The organism is Corallococcus terminator, assembly GCF_049194865.1.
GTDB classification, from domain to species: Bacteria; Myxococcota; Myxococcia; order Myxococcales; family Myxococcaceae; genus Myxococcus; species Myxococcus terminator_A.
In genome coordinates, this window is sequence record NZ_JBLZWL010000046.1 from 19,211 (window position 1) to 42,173 (window position 22,963).

The 22,963-nt window shown below is 70.2% G+C and carries 21 protein-coding genes; 12 read left to right on the forward strand and 9 right to left on the reverse strand.

The genetic code is table 11. The features are described 5' to 3' along the window. Positions 1-48: 48 nt before the first annotated feature. The 5 genes from ACN469_RS16070 to ACN469_RS16090 all read left to right on the forward strand — a co-directional run bounded on the left by ACN469_RS16070 (position 49) and on the right by ACN469_RS16090 (position 4,580). Complete coding sequence (locus ACN469_RS16070) at positions 49-972, forward strand: LysR substrate-binding domain-containing protein (protein ID WP_498768820.1); 924 nt, start codon at positions 49-51, stop codon at positions 970-972. 10 nt (positions 973-982) lie between these two features. Beyond that, positions 983-2,515, forward strand: a complete 1,533-nt coding sequence (amaB, locus tag ACN469_RS16075) for an L-piperidine-6-carboxylate dehydrogenase (protein WP_498768822.1) — start codon at positions 983-985, stop codon at positions 2,513-2,515. Between the two features lie 61 nt (positions 2,516-2,576). After that, positions 2,577-3,191 carry a PH domain-containing protein gene (locus ACN469_RS16080; RefSeq protein ID WP_498768824.1) on the forward strand — a complete coding sequence of 205 codons (615 nt, stop codon included), beginning with the start codon at positions 2,577-2,579 and terminating at the stop codon, positions 3,189-3,191. A gap of 286 nt (positions 3,192-3,477) precedes the next feature. Then, positions 3,478-3,696, forward strand: a complete 219-nt coding sequence (locus ACN469_RS16085; protein WP_141644684.1) for a hypothetical protein — start codon at positions 3,478-3,480, stop codon at positions 3,694-3,696. After that, positions 3,693-4,580, forward strand: coding sequence for a hypothetical protein (locus tag ACN469_RS16090; RefSeq protein ID WP_498768826.1), 888 nt, complete (start codon positions 3,693-3,695; stop codon positions 4,578-4,580). Before ACN469_RS16085 ends, ACN469_RS16090 begins: the two co-directional genes overlap by 4 nt. A 48-nt stretch (positions 4,581-4,628) precedes the next feature. Here ACN469_RS16090 and ACN469_RS16095 read toward each other — a convergent pair whose 3' ends face one another. From ACN469_RS16095 to ACN469_RS16110, 4 genes are all read right to left on the reverse strand, one after another. Next, positions 4,629-6,059 carry a glycoside hydrolase family 43 protein gene (locus tag ACN469_RS16095; protein WP_498768828.1) on the reverse strand — a complete coding sequence of 477 codons (1,431 nt, stop codon included), beginning with the start codon at positions 6,057-6,059 and terminating at the stop codon, positions 4,629-4,631. A gap of 98 nt (positions 6,060-6,157) precedes the next feature. Next, positions 6,158-6,427, reverse strand: a complete 270-nt coding sequence (locus ACN469_RS16100; RefSeq protein ID WP_498768830.1) for a DUF2277 domain-containing protein — start codon at positions 6,425-6,427, stop codon at positions 6,158-6,160. 129 nt (positions 6,428-6,556) lie between these two features. After that, entirely contained in the window at positions 6,557-7,828 is a 1,272-nt protein-coding gene (locus ACN469_RS16105; protein WP_498768832.1) for an RNA polymerase sigma factor, read from the reverse strand. A gap of 162 nt (positions 7,829-7,990) precedes the next feature. After that, on the reverse strand, positions 7,991-9,325 hold the full coding sequence (locus ACN469_RS16110) for a replication-associated recombination protein A (protein ID WP_498768834.1): 1,335 nt from the start codon (positions 9,323-9,325) through the stop codon (positions 7,991-7,993). 266 nt (positions 9,326-9,591) lie between these two features. On the opposite strand from ACN469_RS16110, the gene ACN469_RS16115 reads away from it, so the two are divergent. Further along, positions 9,592-9,948, forward strand: a complete 357-nt coding sequence (locus ACN469_RS16115) for a YciI family protein (RefSeq protein ID WP_498768836.1) — start codon at positions 9,592-9,594, stop codon at positions 9,946-9,948. A gap of 157 nt (positions 9,949-10,105) precedes the next feature. On the opposite strand, the gene ACN469_RS16120 is transcribed toward ACN469_RS16115, so the two are convergent. Then, the gene (locus tag ACN469_RS16120) at positions 10,106-10,864 is read right to left on the reverse strand and encodes a DUF5953 family protein (RefSeq protein ID WP_498768838.1); all 759 of its coding nucleotides are present in this window, start codon (positions 10,862-10,864) and stop codon (positions 10,106-10,108) included. Then, complete coding sequence (locus ACN469_RS16125) at positions 10,861-11,574, reverse strand: DUF6310 domain-containing protein (RefSeq protein ID WP_498768839.1); 714 nt, start codon at positions 11,572-11,574, stop codon at positions 10,861-10,863. The genes ACN469_RS16120 and ACN469_RS16125 overlap by 4 nt, the downstream gene beginning before the upstream one ends. A 142-nt stretch (positions 11,575-11,716) precedes the next feature. Here ACN469_RS16125 and poxB point away from each other — a divergent pair, with 142 nt between their 5' ends. Continuing rightward, positions 11,717-13,444: a ubiquinone-dependent pyruvate dehydrogenase gene (poxB, locus tag ACN469_RS16130; RefSeq protein WP_498768841.1), complete on the forward strand. Its 1,728-nt coding sequence runs from the start codon at positions 11,717-11,719 to the stop codon at positions 13,442-13,444. A 5-nt stretch (positions 13,445-13,449) separates the two neighbouring features. Here the strand turns inward: poxB and ACN469_RS16135 are convergent, their stop codons facing one another. Continuing rightward, complete coding sequence (locus ACN469_RS16135; protein WP_498768843.1) at positions 13,450-13,911, reverse strand: 2,4'-dihydroxyacetophenone dioxygenase family protein; 462 nt, start codon at positions 13,909-13,911, stop codon at positions 13,450-13,452. Positions 13,912-14,020: 109 nt separating this feature from the next. Between ACN469_RS16135 and pdxR the strand changes: the two genes are divergently transcribed. Continuing rightward, a complete protein-coding gene (gene pdxR, locus ACN469_RS16140; RefSeq protein ID WP_498768845.1) occupies positions 14,021-15,448 on the forward strand; it encodes a MocR-like pyridoxine biosynthesis transcription factor PdxR in 1,428 nt (475 codons plus the stop codon). A gap of 25 nt (positions 15,449-15,473) precedes the next feature. On the opposite strand, the gene ACN469_RS16145 is transcribed toward pdxR, so the two are convergent. Then, positions 15,474-15,857, reverse strand: coding sequence for a VOC family protein (locus ACN469_RS16145; RefSeq protein ID WP_498768847.1), 384 nt, complete (start codon positions 15,855-15,857; stop codon positions 15,474-15,476). A gap of 125 nt (positions 15,858-15,982) precedes the next feature. Between ACN469_RS16145 and ACN469_RS16150 the strand changes: the two genes are divergently transcribed. From ACN469_RS16150 to ACN469_RS16165, 4 genes are all read left to right on the forward strand, one after another. After that, on the forward strand, positions 15,983-16,582 hold the full coding sequence (locus tag ACN469_RS16150; protein WP_498768849.1) for a DUF998 domain-containing protein: 600 nt from the start codon (positions 15,983-15,985) through the stop codon (positions 16,580-16,582). Positions 16,583-16,766: 184 nt separating this feature from the next. Further along, on the forward strand, positions 16,767-18,110 hold the full coding sequence (locus ACN469_RS16155; protein WP_498768851.1) for a hydroxymethylglutaryl-CoA reductase, degradative: 1,344 nt from the start codon (positions 16,767-16,769) through the stop codon (positions 18,108-18,110). After that, a complete protein-coding gene (locus ACN469_RS16160) occupies positions 18,107-20,389 on the forward strand; it encodes an MMPL family transporter (RefSeq protein ID WP_498768853.1) in 2,283 nt (760 codons plus the stop codon). The genes ACN469_RS16155 and ACN469_RS16160 overlap by 4 nt, the downstream gene beginning before the upstream one ends. Beyond that, positions 20,386-21,585 (forward strand): glycosyltransferase family 2 protein, encoded by a 1,200-nt coding sequence (locus tag ACN469_RS16165; RefSeq protein ID WP_498768855.1) that lies wholly within the window; start codon positions 20,386-20,388, stop codon positions 21,583-21,585. Before ACN469_RS16160 ends, ACN469_RS16165 begins: the two co-directional genes overlap by 4 nt. Here ACN469_RS16165 and ACN469_RS16170 read toward each other — a convergent pair. After that, positions 21,528-22,934, reverse strand: coding sequence for an FAD-dependent monooxygenase (locus tag ACN469_RS16170; protein WP_498768857.1), 1,407 nt, complete (start codon positions 22,932-22,934; stop codon positions 21,528-21,530). The genes ACN469_RS16165 and ACN469_RS16170 overlap by 58 nt on opposite strands. Positions 22,935-22,963 lie beyond the last annotated feature (29 nt).

Below are 22,963 nucleotides of genomic sequence, written 5' to 3' on the forward strand. Positions count from 1 at the left end.
ACAACCTCATGGTTTTGAGGGCAGCCACAAGTGTGATTTGAGGCTCGCATGCCCCTACCCTCGGCCTGGCTCCCGGCCCTGGCGGCCTTCGAGGCGGCCGCGCGCCACCAGAACTTCGCCCATGCCGCGGAGGAACTGCACCTGACGGCCAGCGCGGTCAGCCACCATGTGCGCAAGCTGGAGGGCCTGCTCGGCGTCACCCTCTTCGACCGGCACGCGCGCGGCGTGTCCCTGACCATCGAGGGACGCCAGCTCGCCGACGCCGCGGGGAGCGCGCTGGCGGACATCGACGACGTGGTGCGGGACTTGGGAGACACCCGGGAGGAGCGCCACCGCGTGCGCCTCACCACCATGCACTCGCTGGCCCACACCTGGCTGCTGCCGCGCCTGCCGGACTTCACCTCGACCCACCCGCACGTGCGCATCCGCGTCGACACGGAGATGGCGCTGACGCGCTTCGACGAGGGAGGGCCTGATCTGGGCATCCGCTATGGCCTGGGCCACTGGCCGGGGATGACCGCCCATCACCTGATGCCGGACGCCATGTTCCCGGTGGCCGCCCCGGACCTGCCCGGCGTCGAGCAGGTGTCGACTCCGGCGGACATCCAGAAGCTGCCGCTCGTGGGGGACCTGGCGCGGCAGTCGTGGCAGGACTGGTTCCGCGCCGCGGGAGTGCACGGCGCGCGGCTCGACGTCCGCCACTCGTTCAGCGACACCACCAACGCGCTGCTCGCCTCCGCGCGCGGACTGGGCGCGGCGCTCGCGCGCGACAAGGTCTCCGAGCCCTTCCTCGCCAACGGCAGCCTCGTCCGGCTGCCGGGTCCCCCGCTGCCCACGCGCTACTCCTACTTCGTCGTCTACCCGTCCCACCGGCGGCTCCGGGCGGCGGCGCGGACCTTCGTCGACTGGGTGCTCACGCAGCCGGAGCGCCCACCCGCGCCACGGGTCGCCAGGAAGCCACCGACGTTGTAGGAAGTCGGCCATGCTCCACCCCACCCTCGACGCGCTCGGCCTGACCGAGCACAACCCTGGCAGCTATCTCGGTCACGGCGAGTGGGCCGGCTCCGCCTCCGAGCCCGCCCTGGAGGTCTTCAATCCCTCCAATGGCCAGCGCCTGGCGACCGTGTCGTCCGCGAGCGCGGAGGACCAGGAGAAGCTGATGCACGCCGCCGCCCAGGCCTTCGTGGCGTGGCGCGCGCTGCCCGCTCCCCGACGGGGCGAGGCCATCCGCCTGTGTGGCGAGGCCTTGCGCAAGCACAAGGACGCGCTCGGCTCGCTCGTCGCGCTGGAGATGGGCAAGGTGAAGGCCGAGGGCGACGGCGAGGTGCAGGAGATGATCGACATCGCCGACTTCGCCGTGGGCCAGTCGCGCATGCTCTATGGCCTGACGATGCACTCCGAGCGCCCGGGGCACCGGATGTACGAGCAATGGCATCCACTGGGCCTGGTGGGCATCATCAGCGCCTTCAACTTCCCCGTGGCCGTCTGGTCCTGGAACGCCTTCATCGCCGCGGTGTGCGGTGACGTGTCCATCTGGAAGCCCTCGCCCAAGACGCCGCTGACGGCCATCGCCTCCACGCGCATCTGCAACGCCGCGCTGAAGGCCGGCGGCTTCCCGGAGGTCTTCTTCCTGCTCAACGCGGCGGGCACCGCGCGCGCCGAGCGACTGGTGGAGGACCCGCGCGTGGCGCTGGTGAGCTTCACCGGCTCGTCCGCCGTCGGGCGTCAGGTGGGCGTGCGCGTGGCCCAGCGACTGGGGCGGAGCCTGCTGGAATTGGGCGGCAACAACGCCATCATCGTGGACGCCACCGCTGACCTGAAGCTGGCGATTCCCGCCATCGTCTTCGGCGCGGTGGGCACCGCGGGCCAGCGCTGCACGACGACGCGCCGGCTCTTCGTCCACGAGTCCCTCTTCGACGACGTGCTGGGGAGACTCGCCGCCGCGTATGCCCAGGTGGAGACGCGCATCGGCGACCCGCTGGAGCCGGGCACCTTGATGGGCCCGCTCATCGACCGGGCCGCCGTGCAGCGCTTCGAGGCGACAGTGGCGCAGGCGCGCGCGGCGGGGGCCCGCATCGTCAGCGGAGGCAAGGCGCTGGAGCGCCCCGGCCACTTCGTGCAGCCCACGCTCATCACCGGAGTGAAGCCCACGGATGCGTGGGTCCAGACGGAGACCTTCGCGCCCATCCTCTACGTCATGTCGTACCGGACGCTGGACGAGGCCATCACCTTCCAGAACGGCGTGCCCCAGGGCCTGTCGTCGTCCGTGTTCACCCGGGACCTCCAGAGCGCGGAGAGGTTCCTGTCCGCCTCCGGCTCCGACTGCGGCATCGCCAACGTCAACATCGGGACCTCCGGCGCGGAGATTGGCGGCGCCTTCGGGGGCGAAAAGGACACCGGCGGCGGCCGCGAGTCCGGCTCCGACGCGTGGAAGGCATACATGCGGCGGCAGACCAACACGCTGAACTACTCCGACGCGCTGCCCCTGGCGCAGGGCATTCGCTTCGACCTGTGACGGGGCTGTCCCCTATGCTCGCCGCCCAACTCGCCGCACACCTCACCCAGGGAGATTCGACATGTTCGGGAAGCTCGCCGCAGACGCGCTCGGCCTCAGTGACATCGGTTCCGTCATCGCCGCCACGGATTACGACAAGGTGGACTCCGACGACTATGTGATGCACGAGGACCAGGAGAAGATCTTCTTCATCATCAAGTCCAAGTCCGACGAGTACTGTTTCACCAACAAGGCGCTCGTCCACCTCGACGGCACCAGCGCCGCGAGCAAGAAGCGCATGCTGCGCCGCTTCACGTACAGCTCCAACCCCATCTCCAACGTCATGCTGGAGACCGCGGGTACCATCGACATGGACGTCGAAATCAAGTTCCGCCTGGGCGCGCGCGACTTCTCCATCGACGTGCACAAGAAGCACCTGGAGCAGGTGAAGGACCTCTACAAGGCCCTGTTCCGCATCTCCGAGCTGATGCACGAGAACGAGCTGGCGCTCAGCCACGCGAAGACGAGCCTGGAGGTCGCCTCCACCACGCTCGGCCGCGGACAGGCCGGCCCCGCGCCCATCGTCGAGTCCTTCAAGGAACTCAACCAGGCCGCCTTCGCCTGGCTCGCCGGCGCGCAGCAGAAGTACTGGGTGAAGGACTTCGGCTTCGTCTTCGAGCGCTACATCAAGGCCTGAGCCGTCCGTCCGTCCGTCCGTCCGTCCCACATTGGCCGCCGGATGCCTGCTTGGACATCCGGCGGCCGGGCGCAGCACGCGGCGTCCTCACCCGCTACACCTGTTGTCACTCTCAAGACAGGTGCTCTCTGTAATCCAGGTACAACAGGACTCAATCGACGAGAGGCTCGGACGGGCCTCTCGAATGTCTCCGGGATTCGCTCTACCCTGGAAGTCCTCACCAGGAGCGTTCGCGATTCTCACCTCGTCCTCCCAGACCGCCCCCGCTGGCTGGCACGACATTCTCGTGCGGCACCTCGAACCCCTGCTCGGAGGCTTCACCGCCAAGATGGCCATCCACACGGCGGCGCTGCGCGCCCTGAAGCGACCGCCGGAGCAGGTCACCCTCCAGGAACTCCCGCAGCTGCTCGAAGGCCTCAAGCCGATGCTCAACACGTTCATTGGCGCGCTGCACGCCAAGGTCATCCTCGCGGAGATCGCCACCTCGCTGGAGAAGGCGCGATGAGCCCCGCTACCGCCTCCGGGCGTTCCGCCTCCGTCGCGCCGTGGTTCGGCGCCGTCATCGCGCTTCAGCTGGCCCACCTCATCGCCGTCGCGACGGCGGCGCCCGAGCGGCTGGGGCTGGTGCATGACGTCGCGGGCTGGGTGAGCGGTCTGCTCGCCGTCGCCGGCACGTTCGCCGCGGCGAGCGCGTTCGTCTCCGGCGACTACCTGCGCAAGGTGTGGGGCGGGCTCGCGGCGGGGGCCGCCCTGTCCCTGGTCAGCGCGGCGCTGCGCAGCTACTGGCTGCACACGGTGCCGGACGTCCCCTTCACGGCCTCGCCGCTCTTGCCCTACCGCATGGTCGCCGTGGTGCTGGCCAACAACGCCACCATCTACGCGCTCATCCTCCTGGCGATGACCTACCGGCAGTCCGGCCTCCAGCCTCCGTCCAGCCCTCGCACGAAGGCGCTGTGGGCGGTGACGACCCTCGCGGCGCTGGCGGTGGGCATCCCCTCGCTCCTCACGGAGGTGCGCAACTTCGTCTCCGGCGCCATCTCCGCGCCCTCGGCGGTCATCAGCACGGTGTCGACGCTGGCGGACATGACGACCATCTTCCTGGTCGCCCCCATCCTGAGCGTGGCGTACATGCTGCGCGGCGGGAAGCTGGCCTGGGTGTGGTGGGCCATGGGCCTGTCCGGAGCCACGTGGCTGCTCTACGACGCGCGCGTGTGGCTGGCCCCGCTGCTGCCCGGTGATGGGGCGTACGCCGCGGAGCTGCTGCGCACGCTGCGGACGTCAGGGCTCGTGCTGCTCGGCCTCGCGGGCTGGCTGCAGCGCTCCGCCCTGGGGCCCCAGAAGGCCGAAGCCCCCGAGGCCGCGCTCAACACCTCCGCCGGAATGTCCTGACGCCCGAAGGGGGCACGGTGCACCGTGCCCCCTCAGGCAGTCCCGAGGTTACGGCCGGGGACGCGAGCCCGCCGAGGGAGCCTCTGGCACCGCGGGCCAGCCGTTGGGCCAGGTGATGGCGTCCACGAGCATGACCCGCGCGGTGTGAGCGCTGTTCCACGCGTGATAGACCATGACCGTTTCGCCGCCCGGTCCGTTCACCACGGAGTTGTGGCCCGGCCCCACCCAGCCGCCTCCCGTCACGAGGATGGGCGCGCCCGCCTTGGTGTATGGCCCCAACGGGCTGGTGGCCCGGGCGACGCCCACGGCGTAGGTGCTGTTGTAGTACGCGTTACCACTGTAAAAGAGATAGTAATAACCGCCGCGCGCGACGACCCAGGGCGCCTCCACCACGCCGCCTTCCCAGGCGAGGTTGTTGGTCATGAGCGTGCGCCGCGTGCCCACCAGGGACAGGCCGTCCGCGGAGAGCGCCTGACCGTAGAGGGGCGTGGGCTGGCCCACCGCGTTCCCATCCGCCTTCCACACCAGGTACCCCGTCCCGGCGGTGTCCTTGAAGAACGTGGCGTCAATCATGCCCATGCCCGTGTCGTGGATGAGGGGCCTGCCCAAATCCGTGAAGGGGCCCAGCGCGCTGTTGGACGTGGCGGCGCCGATGGACAGCTTCCCGTCCGTGTGGCGCGCCGTGTAGTAGGCGATGAAGCGGCTGCCCACGCGGTGGATTTCCGGTGCCCAGAAGTCACCGGTCGCCCACGACGGCCGAGTCCCCGAGGGGAAGATGGAGCCCGCGCCCGTCCACGTCACCAGGTCGGTGGAGACGCGCAGTGGGAAGGCGCTCGCCGCGCCGCCGGACGTGCACGCGGCCACGTAGCGGGTGCCGTCGTGGATGACACCCGGGTCCGCGCAGTCCGCGGCGACGACGGGGTTCTGGTACAGGCCGCCGCAGCCCGTGTAGCGGAAGGACATGCCGCACGCGTTCGCGCCGGAGAAGTAGGGCCCCCAGCCATTCGACAGCACGGCATGGGAGTTGGGAGACGCGTTCACACAGGCCCTGTCCCAGAAGACGCGCCCGCCGACGTCGTCGTACTGCGCGGGGTGGTTCGCCGGGTGCAGCCAGGCGGCGGCGTAGGTGACCCGCGTGGCGCAGGCCCCCGCGCCGGGACAGTCGGTGTCGAGCGCCATCACACAGGCGTTGTTGCCCGTGAAGTAGGGCTTCCAGCCGTTGGAGAGCACGGCGTAGGAGTTGGTGCCCTCGTTGACGCAGACGCCATCCCACGTCACCAGGTCCGCGGCGATGTCATAGCCGGGGTGGCCCGCGGAATGAATCCACCGGTCTCCGTAGGTGATTCGAGTGCTGCAGGCGAGCGCCCCGGTGGCGCTCTCGGGTGCGCTGACCTCGGGCGCCTCCGGACTCTCACTTCCACAACCCACTGCGAGCAGCGAGGCGACAGCAACCACGGACCACCACGAGGACCGCTTCATCGGACGACCTCAGGACGCAAGGGCCAGCCTCGGCTCCATGCGCCGTGTGCACTGCGTGGGAAAAGTCGGGCAGGGCTCGCGCGGGGCGGAGCGGGACTTCAGCCGGCGTCGGCCTTCTTGTAGCGCAGCTTCTTCAGGGCCTCGAACCGCACCCTGTCTCGCGGGGGCGTCGTCGCCACCAGCCCCTCCAGCATCTGCTTCGAGCTGCGGAAGATGTCCTCGACGGCGACCTCGAACGCGTCGGCGTTCTGCTTCGACGGCTTGCGCGTCCCGGCGATCTTCCGGACGAACTGCAAGGCCGCCGCGCGAATGTCGTCATCCGTGGCGGGAGGCGAGAAGTTGAACAGGGGCTTGATGTTCCGGCACATGCGCGCAGGGTAGTCCAACTCCCCCGGCGGCCACCCTCGGAGCGACGCCGCCCGGGACGACCGGCCGCTTGCGCACGCTTCGGCTCCAGGTGACGCGGAAGATTTCCGCGAGAGTACGCGTCCGCGCGCTCACGCCTCCTTGCGAGCGCAGGCGGCGGCGCGTTCGAGGAGCAGGGCCTGTTCGCGCACGTTGCGCGTGAGTGTGGCCGCCCGCTCGAACTCCTTCCGGGCTTCATCGAAGCGGCCCAGCTTGCGCAGCAGGTCTCCGCGCACGCTGGGCAGCAGGTGGTAGTGGGCGAGCGAGGGTTCCGAGGTCAGCGTGTCCACCACCGCCAGTCCGGCGGCGGGGCCATATGCCATCGACAGCGCCACCGCGCGGTTCAGCTCCACGACGGGCGACGGGGTGAGCCGCCCGAGCACCGAATACAGCGACGCGATGCGCGCCCAGTCCGTGTCCTCCGGCTGGCGCGCTCGGGCATGACACGCGGCGAGCGCGGCCTGGAGCGCATAGGGCCCCTGGGCCCCGCCCAGCTTCTCCGCGCGCTCCAGCGCCGCGAGCCCGCGACGGATGAGGAGCTGGTCCCAGAGCGCGCGGTTCTGCTCGAGCAGCAGCACAGGCTGCCCCTTGGGTCCCACGCGGGCACGCGCGCGCGACGCCTGGATTTCCATCAGCGCGACGAGCCCGTGGACCTCCGGCTCCTGCGACGCCAGCTCCGCGAGGATGCGCCCCAGCCGCAGCGCGTCCGCGCACAGCTCCGGCCGCATCCAGTCGTCTCCCGCCGTCGCGGAGTAGCCCTCGTTGAAGATGAGGTAGATGACCTCCAGCACCGACGACAGGCGGACCGCGAGCTGCTCGCCCCGGGGCAACTCGAAGGGGACTTTTTCCTCGGAGAGCGTGCGCTTCGCCCGGACGATGCGCTGGGCGACGGTGGTGGACGGCACCAGGAAGGCGCGCGCGATCTCCTCCGTCGTCAGGCCCCCGAGCAGCCGTAAGGTGAGCGCGACGCGGGCCTCCGTGGAGAGGATGGGGTGGCAGGCGATGAACATCAGGCGCAGCAGGTCATCGCCCACGTCGTTGTCGAGCGCCGCGTCCAGGTCCGGCGTGCCGTACGCCTGGTCCGACTCCAGCTCGTGGCCCAGCTCCTCGTGCTTGCGCTCGACGCGCTTGCCCCGGCGCAGCTCGTCGATGGCGCGCCGCTTGGCGGTGGCCATCAACCACGCACCCGGGTTGTCCGGGATGCCCGCCGTCGGCCAGCGCTCCAGCGCGGCGACCAGCGCGTCCTGCGCGAGCTCCTCGGCGAGTCCGACGTCACGCACCATGCGCGCCAGACCCGCGATGAGCCGAGCGGACTCAATCCTCCAGACCGCTTCGATGGCGCGATGTTTGTCGGAGACCGTCACGCGGCGGACTAGAACATCCTCGTCCAGCGATGCAAGGACGGCCCGCGCCCGCACGAAGAGAACGCTCGTGGGGCCGACAGGTGCTCAACGGCCACAGTGTGCCGTGGGTTGCGAGGGGTGCCCACACGGGCTGGCCTCCCGTTGACTTCCGCAACCCCGCGACTACTCGCCCCGGCTGGCCTTGTCCTCGCGCCACCAGTGGCTCATGCGCTCGTGGATCTCCGCCTCGTAGCCTTCCTTGCTCGGGCGGTAGAAGACGGAGCGCTCCAGTGGCGGGGGCAGGTACGTCTGCCCCGGCGCATAGTGGTCCTTGAAGTCCCACGGCGGGGTGTAACCCTTGCCGTGCCCCAGCTCCTTCATCAGGTCCGTGGGCGCGTTGCGCAGCGGCAGCGGCGGCGCCACGTTGGGGTGCTCCTCCAGCGCGGCGAGCGCGGCGTTCATCGCGGCATAGGCGCGGTTGCTCTTTCGCGCCGTGGCCAGCGTGACGACGGCATGCGCGACGAACAGCCGGCCCTCGGGCATGCCCGTGGAGTGGAAGCCCTCCTCGCACGCGCGGACGATGGTGATGGCCTCCGGCATCGCCATGCCCACGTCCTCCACGGCGATGACCTTGAGCCGGCGCCACAGCGACACGACATCCCCCGTCTGCAGCAGCTTCGCCGCCCAGAAGATGGCGCCCTGCGCGTTGGAGCCCCGGCAGGACTTCTGGAGCGCGCTCAGCAAGTCGTAGTGCTGGTCTCCGTCCTTATCGTGCCGCGACAGCCCGGTGCCCACCGCCTCGCGCGCCGTATCCACGGTGATTTCGCCGCCGTCCGCTGTCAGCCCCGCGGCCATCTCCAGCGCGCCCAGCGCCTTGCGCACATCCCCTGCCCCGCCCCTCGCCAACAGCGCGAGCGCGTCCTCTCCCACGGTCAGCTTGCGATTGCCCAGCCCGCGCTTCTCGTCGGTGAGCGCCCGCTGAACCGCGCCCTGGATGTCCGCGAGCGTCAGCTCCTGGAGCTGGAAGACGCGACACCGGCTGACGAGCGCGGGGCGAACCTCGAAGCTGACGTTCTCCGTCGTCGCGCCCAAGAGGACGAACAGGCCGCTCTCCACGTGCGGCAGCGCCTGCTCCTGGACGTTCTTCGCCCAGCGGTGGATTTCGTCCACGAAGAGCACCGTGCGGCGCGAGTACTGGTTGCGCGCGCGCTCGGCCTCGGCCACGACTTCGCGAATGCGGGGGATGCCGTCCGACACGGCCGACAGGATGACCAGCTCCGCGTCGACGCTGGAGGCCAGCATGCGCGCCAGCGTCGTCTTGCCCACGCCGGGCGGTCCCCAGAAGAGCGAGGAGACAATCTGCTTGCGCTCCATCAACCGCCGCAGCGGTCCTCCGGGGCCCAGCAGGTGGGACTGGCCGATGAACTCATCGGGAGTCCGTGGCCGCATCCGCTCCGCGAGGGGAGCGAAGCGATTCACATCGACGGAGGCGGAGAAGAGGTCGGGGCCAGCACTCATCGCACTGGAAGCTCCCCTCTCCGACGCGCGCGGTCAACCACGGAGGCACACCCTCGGTGTCGCGCGGTCCTCTCTCACCCATGGTGCGGCGGCGGTCCACACCCGTCGGATACCGGACAGGGATAAGCGGGCCGGTCCACCCGAATGAAAAACGCACCGTGCGACTGGCGGCGAAGCGATGGAGAGCGAGCAACACGCACGCGGTGGCTCGACGGGATGTCACGGGGCTGGCGTAGAGTCGCGGCTCTCAAAAAGGAGGGAGCGCGATGTCATTCATGCTGCTGATGATGGAGGCCCCGGGGAAGCGCCAGGCCCGGCCAGTCGAAGAGGGCCAGGCCGCCTACGCTCGGATGATGGCCTTCCAGGAGAAGCTCCGGGTCAATGGCGTGCTCGTCACCGGCGAGGCGCTCAAGTCCGACGACAACGCGGTACGCATCGAGAACTACGGCGGCAAGCGCACGGTGAGCGACGGTCCGTTCACCGAGTCGAAGGAGATCATCGGCGGCTTCTTCCTCCTCAACTGCAAGACGCGCGATGAGGCCCTGGAATATGCCCACGCGTGTCCCGCCAGCGAGTGGGGCATCGTCGAGCTGCGCGAAATCGCGAGCAGCTGTTACGAGTGAGCCGTACCGTCGGCCCACGCTGTTCCCCGGTGTGCCGCCCCGCTCCACGCTGGAGGGGCACACTGGGGCACCTGGTGGCCCGGCGCTGACTCGCGGAGCTACCGTTGCCAGTCAGGCCTCGTCGTCGAGGAGGAGCGCGTCTCCAACTCCATCCCACTCAGCCCGGGGGGACGCGCCCGCCAATCTCCGGGAAGCGCTCATACGCGCGCAAGAGCGCCTCGAGGTGCGCGGGATTGTCGAGATCGAGCGGAGTCTCCGTGAGCCGAACGACCCACCCGCCCGTCGCAGTGCGCCGCGCCCGAGAGAGCAAGTCCGCATCGCGGGCAGGGTCCGGGAACCCGAGGGTCTGTGCAGCGGCTTCCGACCAGTAGTTCAGCCACCCGAGGTGATGGGGAATCGCTGGCGAGGAAATGTGCTGGGGAAGGTTGAGCGCCGGTAGCCCCCGAGGCGGGACATGCGGCTGCTCCATCGAGTGGCGAATTTGTTTCGCCATCTCCGGTGCCACGCCGTCCGGCAACACGCGCCCCCAGAACGCACGTGCGCCTTCAGCCACGCCCTCCAGCACATCCGCCGCCGCCGTGATGCTGGCCGCATCCAGCGGCAGCTCCGCGTGGACTTCAAATTGTGACTGGCCGCCCGCGCTGAGTCCCGCGGGTCTTCCCCACCCTGTAACCGTCACGGGGTACCTCTCGTCACCGTTACACAGCAGAGGGAATTTCCCGCGCGCGCTCGCTTCGGCGAGCCACCCATCGCGCTGCGGCAATGCCACGGGCCGCCCCGCCTTTGATAGCTCCCACTCCAAGCGCACACCGGGGAGCGCCCGTTCGAGTCCGTGGACGACCGCGAGCGTGCGACCGTCATTGCCCACGAGCGCAGGCGCATAGACGATGAGGATCAGGGTTCGCGGCTTGGTCATCGCTTGCACCCCGTGACAACAATGTTGAAGGTGAAATCCCGTTCGAGCAGCGCGTCTTTGTGCTCTTGGGTGCTCACCCCAACGACGAAGCCATATCCACATGCCGTCGCGATGTCTCGCTCTTCCTGCAACAACGGCACTTGCTCCAGGATCGTCATCCGCCGGATGAAAGAGTTGTACGTGTCAAATTGATGGGTCTTGATTTCCCACAGCACACGCATGCCGACTTGCAGCGCATCAAAGCGCTTGCCGCCAACGAGCACGTCATTGCCGGGGTAGCGATTCGGCGGAAACCTGTCAGCGCACTTGTTATGCGGGGCATCCTCGCCCGCGTGCGGCACCGGAATGGGCTCGCACTCAGCACGGCGTCGCTCCGCCGGCACCGGGGCAGGCGGGTCCCTCCTGTTCGAGCTGGACGTCTCCGGTGTGGGGTTCGCCTCCGGTTCCGCTGAGGCTCGAGGAGCGTCTCCAGCCCAAAGGCCCGGCTCCCGGGTGGGCGGCAACACGCGCCTGTGCGGACTCCGCGGCAAGGGCTTGGGGCGAACCTGCCCTGGCTGCCCGGGGGTGGGGAGGCCCGTGCCGGGCACAGCGGGTGGGCGCACAGGTGCCCAAGCGTACGTCGCAGGCGCCTCTGGAGAGGTGGCGCACCCGGCTACGACGACCGCAACGACAACGACTTGGAGGAGTGCGCGGCAAGTTCGGAAGTTCATTCCAGGTGCTTTCAGCGAATCGGGGGCGGGGCGGGTCAAGGCAGGAACGATGACACCCACCGCACCAGGGCGGCCAGGGGAGCGCCTGCCTCCTCGCTGACTCGGGTTGTCTGGAAGCCAGGCGCCGCCCAGTTTCATCCACATGAGTCACTCCAGTGTGGCGGATGCGCTCGTCCAGACGCTCATCGACGCGGGTGCCGAGCGCATCTACGGCGTTGTCGGCGACAGCCTCAATCCCATCACCGACGCCGTGCGCCGCAGCCAGGGCAAGCTGCGCTGGGTCCACGTCCGACACGAAGAGGCCGGCGCCTTCGCCGCCTCCGCCGAAGCGCAGCTCAGCGGCAAGCTCGCGGTCTGCGCGGGGAGCTGCGGCCCCGGCCACCTGCACCTCATCAACGGGCTCTATGACGCCCACCGCAGCTACGCCCCCGTGATGGCGCTCGTCTCACACATCCCCAGCGACCAGATTGGCACCTCCTACTTCCAGGAGACACACCCGGAGCTGCTCTTCCGCGAGTGCAGCCACTTCTGCGAGATGGTCTCCAACCCCAAGCAGACCCCTCGCCTCTTCCGCCTCGCCGCGCAGACGGCCCTGGCAAAGGGTGGCGTGTCCGCCGTGGTGATTCCCGGGGACATCGCCGCGCTCGAGGCCGGTGACGACGTCCCCTCCACCTTCGCCACCGTGCCCCCCGTGGTGCGCCCGGCCGACGCGGAGTTGGACAAGCTCGCCGAGCTGCTCAACTCAGCCTCGCGCGTGACGGTGTTCTGCGGCAGCGGCTGCAAGGGCGCCCACGCGGAGGTGCTCGCGCTGGCCAAGGCACTCCAGTCCCCCGTGGGACACGCGTACCGGGGCAAGGAGTGGGTGGCGTACGACAACCCCTACGACGTGGGCATGACGGGCCTGTTGGGCTATGGCGCCGCGTACGAAGCCATGCACTCGTGCGACGTCCTGCTCCTGCTGGGCACGGACTTCCCCTACGACGCGTTCATGCCGGTGAAGCCCCAGATTGCCCAGGTGGACGTGCGGCCCGAGCACCTGGGACGCCGCTCGCGCCTGGACCTGGGCCTCTGCGGCGATGTCCGGGACACGCTGCGCGCCCTCTTGCCCCGGCTGGAGCAGAAGGAGGACCGCCGACATCTGGAGAACGCCCTGGAGGAGCTGGCCAAGGCGCGCCGCAAGCTGGACGCCCACGTGCTCAACGTCGGCTCGCACCGTCCGATGCATCCGGAGTTCGTCGCCGCCATGCTCGACGAGGTGGCCGCCGACAACGCCGTCTTCACCGTGGACACGGGCATGTGCAACGTGTGGTCCGCCCGCTACCTGCGCGCGACGGCCGAGCGACGCATCATCGGCTCCTTCACGCACGGCTCCATGGCCAACGCGCTGCCACAGGCCATTGGCGCGCAGCTCCTGTACCCGGACCGACAGGTCATCTCCATGTCCGGAGACGGCGGCTTCTCCATGCTGATGGGCGACTTCCTCACCCTGGCGCAGTACGACCTGCCCGTGAAGGTCGTCATCTTCAACAACAGCTCGCTGGGCATGGTGAAGCTGGAGATGCAGGTGTCGGGCTATCCGGACACGGAGACGGACCTGGTGAATCCGAACTTCGCGAAGCTGGCGGAGGCCATGGGCGTCATGGGTCAGCGCGTGGAGGCCCCCGGGGACGTGCGCGGCGCCTTCGAGCGCGCGCTCTCACACCCGGGGCCCGCCCTGGTCGACGTCGTCACGGACCCGCACGCGCTCTCCATGCCGCCCCGAGTCACCGCCAAACAAGTGGCGGGCTTCGCCCTGGCGATGACCAAGCTCGTCTTCTCCGGCGAGGGCGGCGAGGTGCTGGACACGGTGGAGGCCCAGCTCCGCCACTGACGTCCTCACTCGAGGGTGGCCAGGAACTCCGCGCCGTTCTCCTCGCACCAGCGCCGGTAGGTCTCCAGCCGGGCCGCGGAGCCGACGCTCTGGGTGACGCGGCCCTCTGCGTCCAGGTACTCCACGGCGCCGCGCACGTTGATGAGAATCACCACCGGCTCATCGCCAAGGACCCTCCAGCTGTCCGTGTTGCCCGCGGGCTCGTAGACGTAGCCGCCGGGTCCCACCACGTCTCCCGTGTCGAGCAGCTCGCGCTTCCCTGAGAGGTTGAAGGCGTGCACCTCACCCGTGTGTCGATGCCGGGGAATGACGGTGCCGGGCTCCAGCCGGAAGAGGTACATCCAGCCCGCGTCATCCTTGAAGAAGCGCAGCGGCTTGAAGGAGAGACCAGGGGGGCCCATCGGCACCCAGGGCATGCGCGCGGGGTCGACAGGGAGAGAAGCAAGCGGCGGCGTGGCGTAGCTCATGGGGCTCCAGGGCGCGGTTGAGAAGTGCCGCCAGGGTGCTCCAGCCATGGCCCTCCGACAGGTCCAGGTTTGACGAATCTCGTTGGGCCAATCTATGGAGGGGTCCGGCATGGACCTCCACGTCGACCTCAAGGACCGCAGGGACCTGGCGGGGCAGATCTACCGAGGCCTGCGAGCACAGATTCTCGACGGTCGCCTGCGCGATGAAGAGCGGGTGCCACCCACGCGCGAGCTGGCCCGGCGGCTGGGCGTTTCGCGCAACACGGTGAGCGTCGCCTACGAGTGGCTGGGCGCGGAGGGCCTGCTCGCGGGACGCACCCGGGCCGGCAGCTTCGTCCAGGCGCCGCCTCGCGAGCACGCCCCCCGAGGCAGGGCCTCCGTCGGAGTGAAGCTGCGCCCCCGGGCCCTCTGGAGCGAGCTGCCCACCCCTCGCCCGTCCGAGCCCCCTGCGCCCCATGACTTCCGCGTCGGCATCCCCGACGCCGCGCTGTTTCCGTTCGAGACCTGGAGCCGACTGATGGCGCGGCAGCTGCGCGCCTCCGCGATGACCGCGGCCTACGCGGACCCCTCCGGCCACCCCGAGCTGAGGGAGGCCGTGGCGCGCCACATCGGTGTGTCCCGAGGCGTGCGCGCCGACGCCACGGACGTGCTCATCACCCACGGTGCCCAGCAGGCGCTCGACCTCATCGGACGCGTCCTGCTGGAGCCTGGGGATTGCGTCGCCGTCGAGGAGCCGGGCTACCCGCCCGCCCGCCTCCTGTTCCAGTCCCTGGGGGCACGCGTCGTGCCCGTGCCCGTCGACGAGGAAGGGCTCGACGTGAGCGCGCTGCCGGACCACGCACGCCTCGTCTACGTCACGCCGTCCCACCAGTTTCCGCTCGGCATCGTGATGTCACCGGCGCGGAGGCGCGCGCTGCTCGACTGGGCCCGCCAGCGCGACGCGGTGGTCATCGAGGATGACTACGACAGTGAGTTCCGCTTCGGCGGGCGACCACTGGAGACACTCCATTCCCTGGACCGCTCCGGGCGCGTGCTCTACGTCGGCTCGTTCTCCAAGGTGCTGCTCCCCTCGCTGCGCCTGGGCTTCCTCGTCGCTCCGCCGTCACTCCAGCGGGAGCTGGGCCTGGCGAAGCAGGTGTCGGACTCGCACAGCCAGCTCCCCGCCCAGGCGGTCCTCGCGCGCTTCATCGACACGGGCCTGCTGGCCCGTCACCTGCGCAAGACGCGACGCGAGTACGAACACCGGCATGCGCGACTCACCGAAGGGCTCACGCGTCACTTCGGCGCCGGGCTGCGTCTCTTGCCCTCCGTCGCGGGCCTGCACCTGAGCGCAACCTTCGCGCGCGGCGGCGCCCGGCTGGAGAAGACGCTCACCGGGCAGGCGCGGGCCGCGGGCGTTGGCGTGGAGGCGCTCTCGCCCTACTTCGCCGGCACGCCGACGCGCCATGGCTGGGTGCTGGGCTACGGCGCGCTCTCGGCGGACCGCATCGACGAGGGGCTCCGCCGCCTGCGCGCCAGTGTCGCCGGAGCACTCTGAGCCGCGAGGCCCACCGCGACGGGGCTCAGTCCCAGACGGTGGGTGGCGGCCCCTGGTCCGGATTCTTCATCTTCACGATGCAGAAGCGCTGGCCCGTGGGCGCCTCCATCACCCACCAACGCTTCACCCAGCCGATGCGTTTCGCGCCCAGGGCTTCCAAGCGCACGGCCTCCGCCTCCTGGTCGTCCGCCTCGATGTCCATGTGGATGCGCGAGGGGTGGGAGACCTTCTGCACATCGAGGGTCAGCCCCGCGTGAGTGCTCTGGAGGGGCACGTACTCGGCGGCGCCCTCGACTTCGAGCTCGCCCAAGCGGAGCCCCAGCGCCTGGCTCCAGAAAGTGGCGGCGGACCGCAGGTCCCCCGTCTCACAATCGATGCAGAAGCCCGCGAGTCGGCTGCGATGCGACATGACGTCCTCCTCATGACGAAAGCCCCTGCAATCTGACGATGCCCCGCGCGTTGGTCTACCCCCCACGGGCCGGGCTCCGCTCGAATCCTCTTTCACCGGCCACCCAGAACCCTTGAAATAGCTTCATGGTCTCCTGGGTCTTCTACTCCGCGCTGCTCGCCACGACGCTCGCCACCGTGCCGCCGTGGTGGTTCGCGCGACGCCGGCCCGGCTACAGCCACGTGCGCCACACCATCAGCGAGCTGGGCGCCTCGGGGGCCCCCGAGGCGAAGCGGGTGGCGTGGCTCGCCTTCGCGCCCGCGGGGCTCGCCGTCATGGGCTTCGCCGCCGTGCTGAACTCACTGCTCACGCCTGACGGAGGCGTCATCACCGGGCTGGTGCTGCTGTCGCTCCTGGGCGTGAGCTACGTGGGCGCGGCGGTGTTCCCCTGCGACGAGGGCGCGCCGTTCTGGGGCACGTGGAAGAACCAGATGCACAACCTGGTCGCCGGAGTGGGCTACTTCGGCGCGGGCGGCGGCCTCATCGACCTGCAGCGCGTGTTCGAGGACGACCCCTCGCTGGCCGAACTCTCCACGCTGACGGGCGCGGTGGGCAAGCTCGTCCTGCTCGGCATGGTCGTGCTGTCCTTCGAGTCACCGGTGCGCGGGCTCGTCCAGCGAACGGTGGAGGCGCTCGTGTTCGGCTGGATGCTGCTGCTGGGTCCCTGGATGATGCTCGGCTACTGAGCAGGACGCTCGCACCCGAGGGAGGGGCGAGCACACGACGCGATGTTCCGGGTGTCCACGGACGCGGTCCACGCCGTCCGCTCCTGGACCTCACCCGGGCCTAAAGCCCCAGGGCCCCTGCCCAACTCCGTCGGTCGTCACCAGTTCCCATGGTGATTGACGGGCAGAGCCATGGGGGGCGTCTATGTCGGAAGTAGGGGACGAGGGATTGCCGCAAGTCCAATCGGGCACACAGTCCTCTCGCATACCAGGCTTCCACCGCCGCAGCGTGGACGAGCGCTGGTTGGAGCTGGCACTGCGCGGAGATGTCTCGGCGGACGAGCTGCGGGTGCTCACGCCGATGGGCGCGCCGACCTTCGACGTCGTCAATCAGATGATCGAAAACGCGGTGGGCGTGTTCGCCCTGCCGCTGGGACTGGGGTTGAACCTCACCGTCAACGGGCGCGACCACCTGGTGCCCATGGCCGTGGAGGAGCCGTCCGTCGTGGCCGCGGTGTCCTTCGCCGCGAAGATGGTGCGCGAGGCCGGGGGGTTCACCGCGGACGCGGACGCCTCGATGATGATTGGCCAGGTGCACCTCACCCGCTATGGCAAGCCAGAGGTCGCCCGCTCACGACTGCTGGCGGCAAGGGCGCAGCTGCTCGCGCTCGCCAACAGCTTCCACCCCGCGCTCGAGCAGCGGGGCGGCGGAGCGCGCGACGTGCAGGTGCGCATCCTTCCCGCGCCGGAAGGGCCCCAGGGTGAGCCCATCTTCGTCGTCCACCTGCTGGTGGACACACGAGAAGCCATGGGCGCCAACCTCATCAACACCATGGCGGAAGGCGTCGCGCCGCTCATCGAGCAGCTCACCGGGGGACGCGTCTTCGCGCGCATCCTGTCCAACCTCGCCGACCAGCGACTGGCCCGGGCGTCGTGCCGCATTCCCGTGGAGGCGCTGGCGGACTTCGGCCTGCCCGGTGAGGACATCGCCGAGGGCATCCTCCAGACGAGCCGCTTCGCGGAGGCGGACCCCTACCGCGCGGCCACGCACAACAAGGGCGTGATGAACGGAATCGACGCGGTGGCCATCGCCACGGGCCAGGACTGGCGGGCCATCGAGGCGGGCGCGCATGCGTACGCGTGCCGAGGGGGCCGCTACGGGCCGCTGTCCCGCTGGACGCTGGAGCAGGGGCATCTGGTGGGCCGCATCGAGCTGCCGCTCGCGCTGGGCATGGTGGGCGGCCCCATCAAGGTGCATCCCAGCGCGCAGCTCGGGCTCAAGCTCCTGCGCGTCGACAATGTGCGGGAGCTGGCCATGGTCTTCGCGGCGGTGGGGCTGGCGCAGAACTTCGCGGCGGTGCGCGCGCTGGGCTCGGTGGGAATCCAGAAGGGACACATGGCGCTGCATGCCCGGTGTGTCGCGGTGACGGCGGGAGCGCGCGGCGTGGACGTGGAGAAGGTGGCGCTGCTGCTGGTGGAGCGCGGCAGCGTCAAGGAGGATACGGCGCGCGAAATCCTCGCATCCTTCCAGGAAGTCCCCGCGCCATGAGCGACGCGACGGCGTCACCCTCCCTGTTTGCCCGGCTCGCCCGGGGCGTGCATCGGCACCGGAGCGTGGTGCTGGGGGGCGCCGCCGTGTTCCTGGCCCTGGCCATCTGGGTGCTGCTCCAGGGGGGACACCTCACCACCGGCACCATCGACGGCATCGAAGCCGCGCGCGCGGAGGCGCTGGCCCGACCCGCCGCCGCGGGCTCGACGGACCAGACGCTGGCGGTCATCTTCCACCACGACACCTGGACGACGGACGAGCCGCGCTTCACGCAGGCCGTAACGGACGTGCTCGCGCGTGTGCGGCGCCTGCCGGAGGTCGAGTCCGTGGTGTCTCCGGTGGGCGCCCCCCCTGCGTTCCGCGCGCGCTTCGTGGCGCGCACGGGCCACGACCTGCTGGCCCTGGTGCGACTCAAGGGCGGAGAGCGCGAGGCCACCGCCGCGTTTCCCGCCGTGAGCGCCGCCTTGGAGGACCCGCGCCTCGACACGACGCTGACGGGCAAGGTGGCCTTCCTCGCCGCGCTCAACCAACTGCTGGAGCACGACCTGCTGCGCGCGGAGCTCATCTCCTTCCCGCTGGCGCTGCTGGTGCTGCTGTGGGTGTTCCGCACGGTGGTGGCCGCCATGCTGCCGCTGGTGGTGGGCGGGCTCGCCGTGCTGTGCGGCGTGGCGGGGGTGCTGCTGCTCTCGCGCGTCACCAACATGGCGCAGTACACGCTCAACGTCGTCTCGCTCATCGGGCTGGGCGTGGCCATCGACTACTCGCTCTTCATCGTGAGCCGCTTCCGGAGCGAGCTGGCCGAAGGCCTGTCGACGGAGCAGGCCCTGACGCGCACCCTGGACACCGCGGGGCGCGCGGTGGCGTTCTCCGGGCTGGCCGTCACGGTGGGCCTGGCGGGGCTGCTCTTCTTTCGCGGCTCGTACCTGAGCGCCATGGGCCTGGGCGGCGCGCTCGTCGTGGCCTTCGCGGTGCTCTTCGCCCTCACCGTCCTGCCCGCGCTGCTCTCCTGGCTGGGGCCGAGGGTGGACAAGGGACGGCTGCCCTTCGGGCGCTCCACGGGGCGCAGCGGCCTGTGGCACGCGCTGGCCACGTGGGTGATGAAGCATCCCTGGCTCGTGCTGCTGCCCACGCTCACGCTCCTGCTGGCCATGGGGCTGCCGTTCCGGCGCCTGGAGCTGGCCGCCACGGACATCACCGCGCTGCCTCCCGACACGGAGGCCCGACGGGGCGCGGAGACGCTGGCCCGCTTGTTCCCGCGCGAGGCCGCCACGCGCGTGCTGGTGGCGGTGGAGTTTCCCTCGGGTGACCCCTTCACTCCGCAGCGGGCCTCCGCGCTCTACGACGCGAGCCGGAGGATGGCGGCGCTGCCCGGAGTGGTGGGGGTGGAGAGCGCGGTGGACCTGGGGCCCGGCATGGACAAGGCCACGTATCAGCAACTGGCCGCCGCGCCGCCCGCGATGCTGCCCCCGGAGCTGCGCGTCGCTCGGGATGCGTACCTCACGGGCAACGTGGCGGTGCTTCAAGTGCTGACGTCCTCTCCGCCCAGCAGCAAGGAGGCACGAGAGCTGGTTCGTGAGCTGCGCGAGGAGCGCTCGGTGGGAGACGGGAAGCTGCTCGTGGGAGGGCAGACGGCCACGGACGTGGACGCGACGGCGTTCCTGCGGCGCTACACGCCGGCCGCCGTGGGCTTCGTGATGGGGATGACGTGCATCGTCCTCTTCGTGCTCCTGCGCTCGGTCGTGCTGCCCCTGAAGGCCCTGCTGATGAACCTGCTCTCACTGGCGGGCTCGTTCGGGGCCCTCGTCTGGATCTTCCAGGAGGGGCACCTGCACCAGCTGCTGCGCTTCGAGCCAGGCCCCATCGAGCCGTCGCTTCCCATCCTGTTGTTCTGCGCCTTGTTCGGCCTGTCCATGGACTACGAGGTGCTGCTGCTCAGCCGCATCCGCGAGGAGTGGCTGCGCACGGGTGACAACACGCACGCGGTGGCCGAAGGGCTGGAGCAGACGGGAGGGCTCATCACCAGCGCGGCGGCCATCATGGTCGCCGTCTTCGCGGCGTTCGCGCTGGCGTCGGTGGTGGTGGTGAAGGCGATGGGACTGGGCATGGCCATCGCGGTGGCGCTGGATGCCACGCTGGTCCGGGTGCTCATCGTCCCCGCGATGATGCGCCTGATGGGGGACCTGAACTGGTGGGGGCCCGGACACCATGGGCACCCGCCGGCTCGGCCGGCTCGGCCGGCTCGGCCGGCTCGGGACGAAGGGACGGAGGTGAGGCCATGAACACGCGAGACGTGGCGTGGGTGGCGGCGGGAGCGGCGGCGCTGGGCGTGCTGGTCCATGGACACCGAGGACTGATGGCGGGACTGAGACGGCGCCCGGCCCCGGCCACGAGGCGGTTCGAGCCGCCCTCGGTGTCCATCATCCGCCCCATCCGGGGCCTGGATGTGGAGGCGCGAGAGAACGTCCGCGCGCTGCTCGACCTGGACTATCCCGGTGAGTGGGAGGTGCTCTTCGTCTTCGACAGCGAGGAGGACCCCGCGTTCGCCATCACCCGGGAGGAGCTTGGCGCCTGCCCGACGCGCGCGAAGCGGGTGGAGCTGCTCGTGGCGGGAGAGCCTCCGCGCGGCCTGACGGGAAAGCTCAATGCCATGCAGCTGGGCGTGGCGCGCGCCCGAGGCACGCTGCTGGCCTTCAGCGACTCCGACACGCGGCCCGCGCCCGGGGTGCTCACCGCGCTGGTGAGCGCGCTGATGGAGGATGCGCGGACGGGCGCGACCTTCGCCCCCATCTACGCGGCGGCGGAGACACCTCTCGCGGGAGACGTGGGCTACGGGCTCCTGGTGAATGCCTGGTACGGCTCCTCGGTGGCGCGCGCGGCAGGGACTGACGGCGCCCTGCCCTTCATCATGGGGCAGTTGATGGTGTTCCGCCGGGAGGCGCTCACGGACATCGGCGGCGTGGGCTGCGCCGCCGGGCAGTTCGTGGACGACATGTACCTGGGGCGCCGGCTGCACGAGGAGGGGTGGAAGAACCGCGTCATCCACACGCCCTTGCGCATCGTCACGGGACAATTGGAGCTGCGCGCCTTCCTGCGCATCTTCCGGCGCTGGGTGCTCTTCTCCGAAGCGGGCCTCCCCTGGAGCTTCGCGAGGCCCAACTGGGTGCGCGGAGTGATGGGCTGGCTCGCGTGGGGAGGTCTGGCGGCGGCCGTCACCCGACGCGCCTGGGGACACGCGGCCCTGGCCTCGCTGCCCATCGGCTTCTCCGTGTGGAGCCAGCTCCGGCTCCAGCGGGAATGCAACGGGCCGCGAGTCTCCCCCCGACACTACTGGGTGCCCGCGGTGCTTCCGCTGCTGGGCGCGGGCGTGGCGCTGTCGGCGCGGCTGTCGCGCGAGGTGGACTGGCGCGGCCGGAGCTATCAGCTGGACGCGAAGGCGCGCCTGGGTGACGCTCCGCCGGAGCAGGCGAGTGTGTAGACGGGACGACGGACGCGGCGATGCCACCAGTTCCCCATCTGCTCCACCGTGCTCGCCCTGGCACTCCTCAGGGGCGGCACGACCGAGCGCAGCAACGGCACGGCGGCCCGGAGGCGCACTCCGTTCCGACGCGACGGGCGAATGAACATCAGGGCATGGCCGACGACACACAAGTACTCGCGCGCCATCATCCGCATGCGCGACTCCTCGGAGGCGAGCAGGGCCATGGAGGCGCGGGCGCCTCGCGGGCTGTGCTCCCAGTAGTGCAGCAATCCCCGACGCAGCGCCCGCATGCCCTCGTTCTGTCCGGCGCAGCCCTCGTAGAGCGCGGCGGCGAGCGCGGCACGGGTGCGCTGGGCCGGTCGCCGTGCGCTCGCGTAGAGTTCCAGCGCGCGAGGGATGTCCTCCGGGTGGCGGCGCAGCGCGTCCTGGAGCGCGCGTGCGTCGTGAAAGCACGAGGCCATGCCACTTCCGGTGAGCGGGTGACAGCACGACGCGGCGTCGCCCACCAGCACCGCGCTTCCCAGCCGCACTGTCGCCGAGAGCCGGTCGTCATTGGACGCCATGCGCGGCGCCAGAGGCTGCTCCAGCGCCCGACGGACCTCGCTCCGCAACGCGGGGGGCAGCGTGCGCAGCAACTCCGGCCGTTCCTTCAGCGTCTCGGCGGTGCTGCCCAGGGGGAGGTCCACCATCACCCGCGCCACACCGGGCTGGATGGCGTAGGCCAGCGCGTACAGGGGGCCGCCCACGAATTGGTGGCCATGGTCCGGGTACGGCAGGCAGGCGCTGTCCACGGTGAGGCCCAGCATGGTGGAGATGCGCATGGAGTGCTCGGCGATGCCCAGCATCCGCCGCACGGGCGACGCACGCCCGTCCGCGGCCACCAGCAGTCGGGCCCGCACCGTGTGGTCGACACCGTCGTGGGAGAAGCGCAGGCGGACTCCGCTCGCGTCGTTGTGCTCCACGGCCGTCACGCGCGCGCGGGACAGGAAGGTGACGCCCGGTCGCCGGGCCACGGCCTCCAACAGCGGAACGGTCAGCGCGGCGTGCTCGAGCGACAAGCCCGTGGCACCGCCGCCATAGGGAAGGACCACGTCGCGCGCGGGTACGGAGAAGAGGACCGCGAAACCTCGCACGGGCCGCGCCGTCCAGGCGTCCACGACGTCGCCAAAGCCAAGCTCGCGCAAGACACGCACTCCCGTGGGGTGAAGCAGCTCCCCGGAGAGTTGCTTGTGGCGGTCCACGCCCGCGTCCACCAGCAGGACGGACAGCCCCAGCTCGGAGAGCGCCGCCGCCACCGCGCATCCCGCGGGGCCCCCCCCCGCAATCACCACATCGACGTCGCGCACGCAGGCCACCCCCATGACGCAACAACTAG

Bases quoted from the DNA above. Each gene is read 5' to 3' on its own strand.
- ACN469_RS16070 (WP_498768820.1), top strand. From the start codon at position 49: ATGCCCCTACCCTCGGCCTGGCTCCCGGCCCTGGCGGCCTTCGAGGCG.
- amaB (WP_498768822.1), top strand. From the start codon at position 983: ATGCTCCACCCCACCCTCGACGCGCTCGGCCTGACCGAGCACAACCCT.
- ACN469_RS16080 (WP_498768824.1), top strand. From the start codon at position 2,577: ATGTTCGGGAAGCTCGCCGCAGACGCGCTCGGCCTCAGTGACATCGGT.
- ACN469_RS16090 (WP_498768826.1), top strand. From the start codon at position 3,693: ATGAGCCCCGCTACCGCCTCCGGGCGTTCCGCCTCCGTCGCGCCGTGG.
- ACN469_RS16095 (WP_498768828.1), bottom strand. From the start codon at position 6,059: ATGAAGCGGTCCTCGTGGTGGTCCGTGGTTGCTGTCGCCTCGCTGCTC.
- ACN469_RS16100 (WP_498768830.1), bottom strand. From the start codon at position 6,427: ATGTGCCGGAACATCAAGCCCCTGTTCAACTTCTCGCCTCCCGCCACG.
- ACN469_RS16110 (WP_498768834.1), bottom strand. From the start codon at position 9,325: ATGAGTGCTGGCCCCGACCTCTTCTCCGCCTCCGTCGATGTGAATCGC.
- ACN469_RS16115 (WP_498768836.1), top strand. From the start codon at position 9,592: ATGTCATTCATGCTGCTGATGATGGAGGCCCCGGGGAAGCGCCAGGCC.
- ACN469_RS16120 (WP_498768838.1), bottom strand. From the start codon at position 10,864: ATGACCAAGCCGCGAACCCTGATCCTCATCGTCTATGCGCCTGCGCTC.
- ACN469_RS16125 (WP_498768839.1), bottom strand. From the start codon at position 11,574: ATGAACTTCCGAACTTGCCGCGCACTCCTCCAAGTCGTTGTCGTTGCG.
- poxB (WP_498768841.1), top strand. From the start codon at position 11,717: ATGAGTCACTCCAGTGTGGCGGATGCGCTCGTCCAGACGCTCATCGAC.
- ACN469_RS16135 (WP_498768843.1), bottom strand. From the start codon at position 13,911: ATGAGCTACGCCACGCCGCCGCTTGCTTCTCTCCCTGTCGACCCCGCG.
- pdxR (WP_498768845.1), top strand. From the start codon at position 14,021: ATGGACCTCCACGTCGACCTCAAGGACCGCAGGGACCTGGCGGGGCAG.
- ACN469_RS16145 (WP_498768847.1), bottom strand. From the start codon at position 15,857: ATGTCGCATCGCAGCCGACTCGCGGGCTTCTGCATCGATTGTGAGACG.
- ACN469_RS16150 (WP_498768849.1), top strand. From the start codon at position 15,983: ATGGTCTCCTGGGTCTTCTACTCCGCGCTGCTCGCCACGACGCTCGCC.
- ACN469_RS16155 (WP_498768851.1), top strand. From the start codon at position 16,767: ATGTCGGAAGTAGGGGACGAGGGATTGCCGCAAGTCCAATCGGGCACA.
- ACN469_RS16160 (WP_498768853.1), top strand. From the start codon at position 18,107: ATGAGCGACGCGACGGCGTCACCCTCCCTGTTTGCCCGGCTCGCCCGG.
- ACN469_RS16165 (WP_498768855.1), top strand. From the start codon at position 20,386: ATGAACACGCGAGACGTGGCGTGGGTGGCGGCGGGAGCGGCGGCGCTG.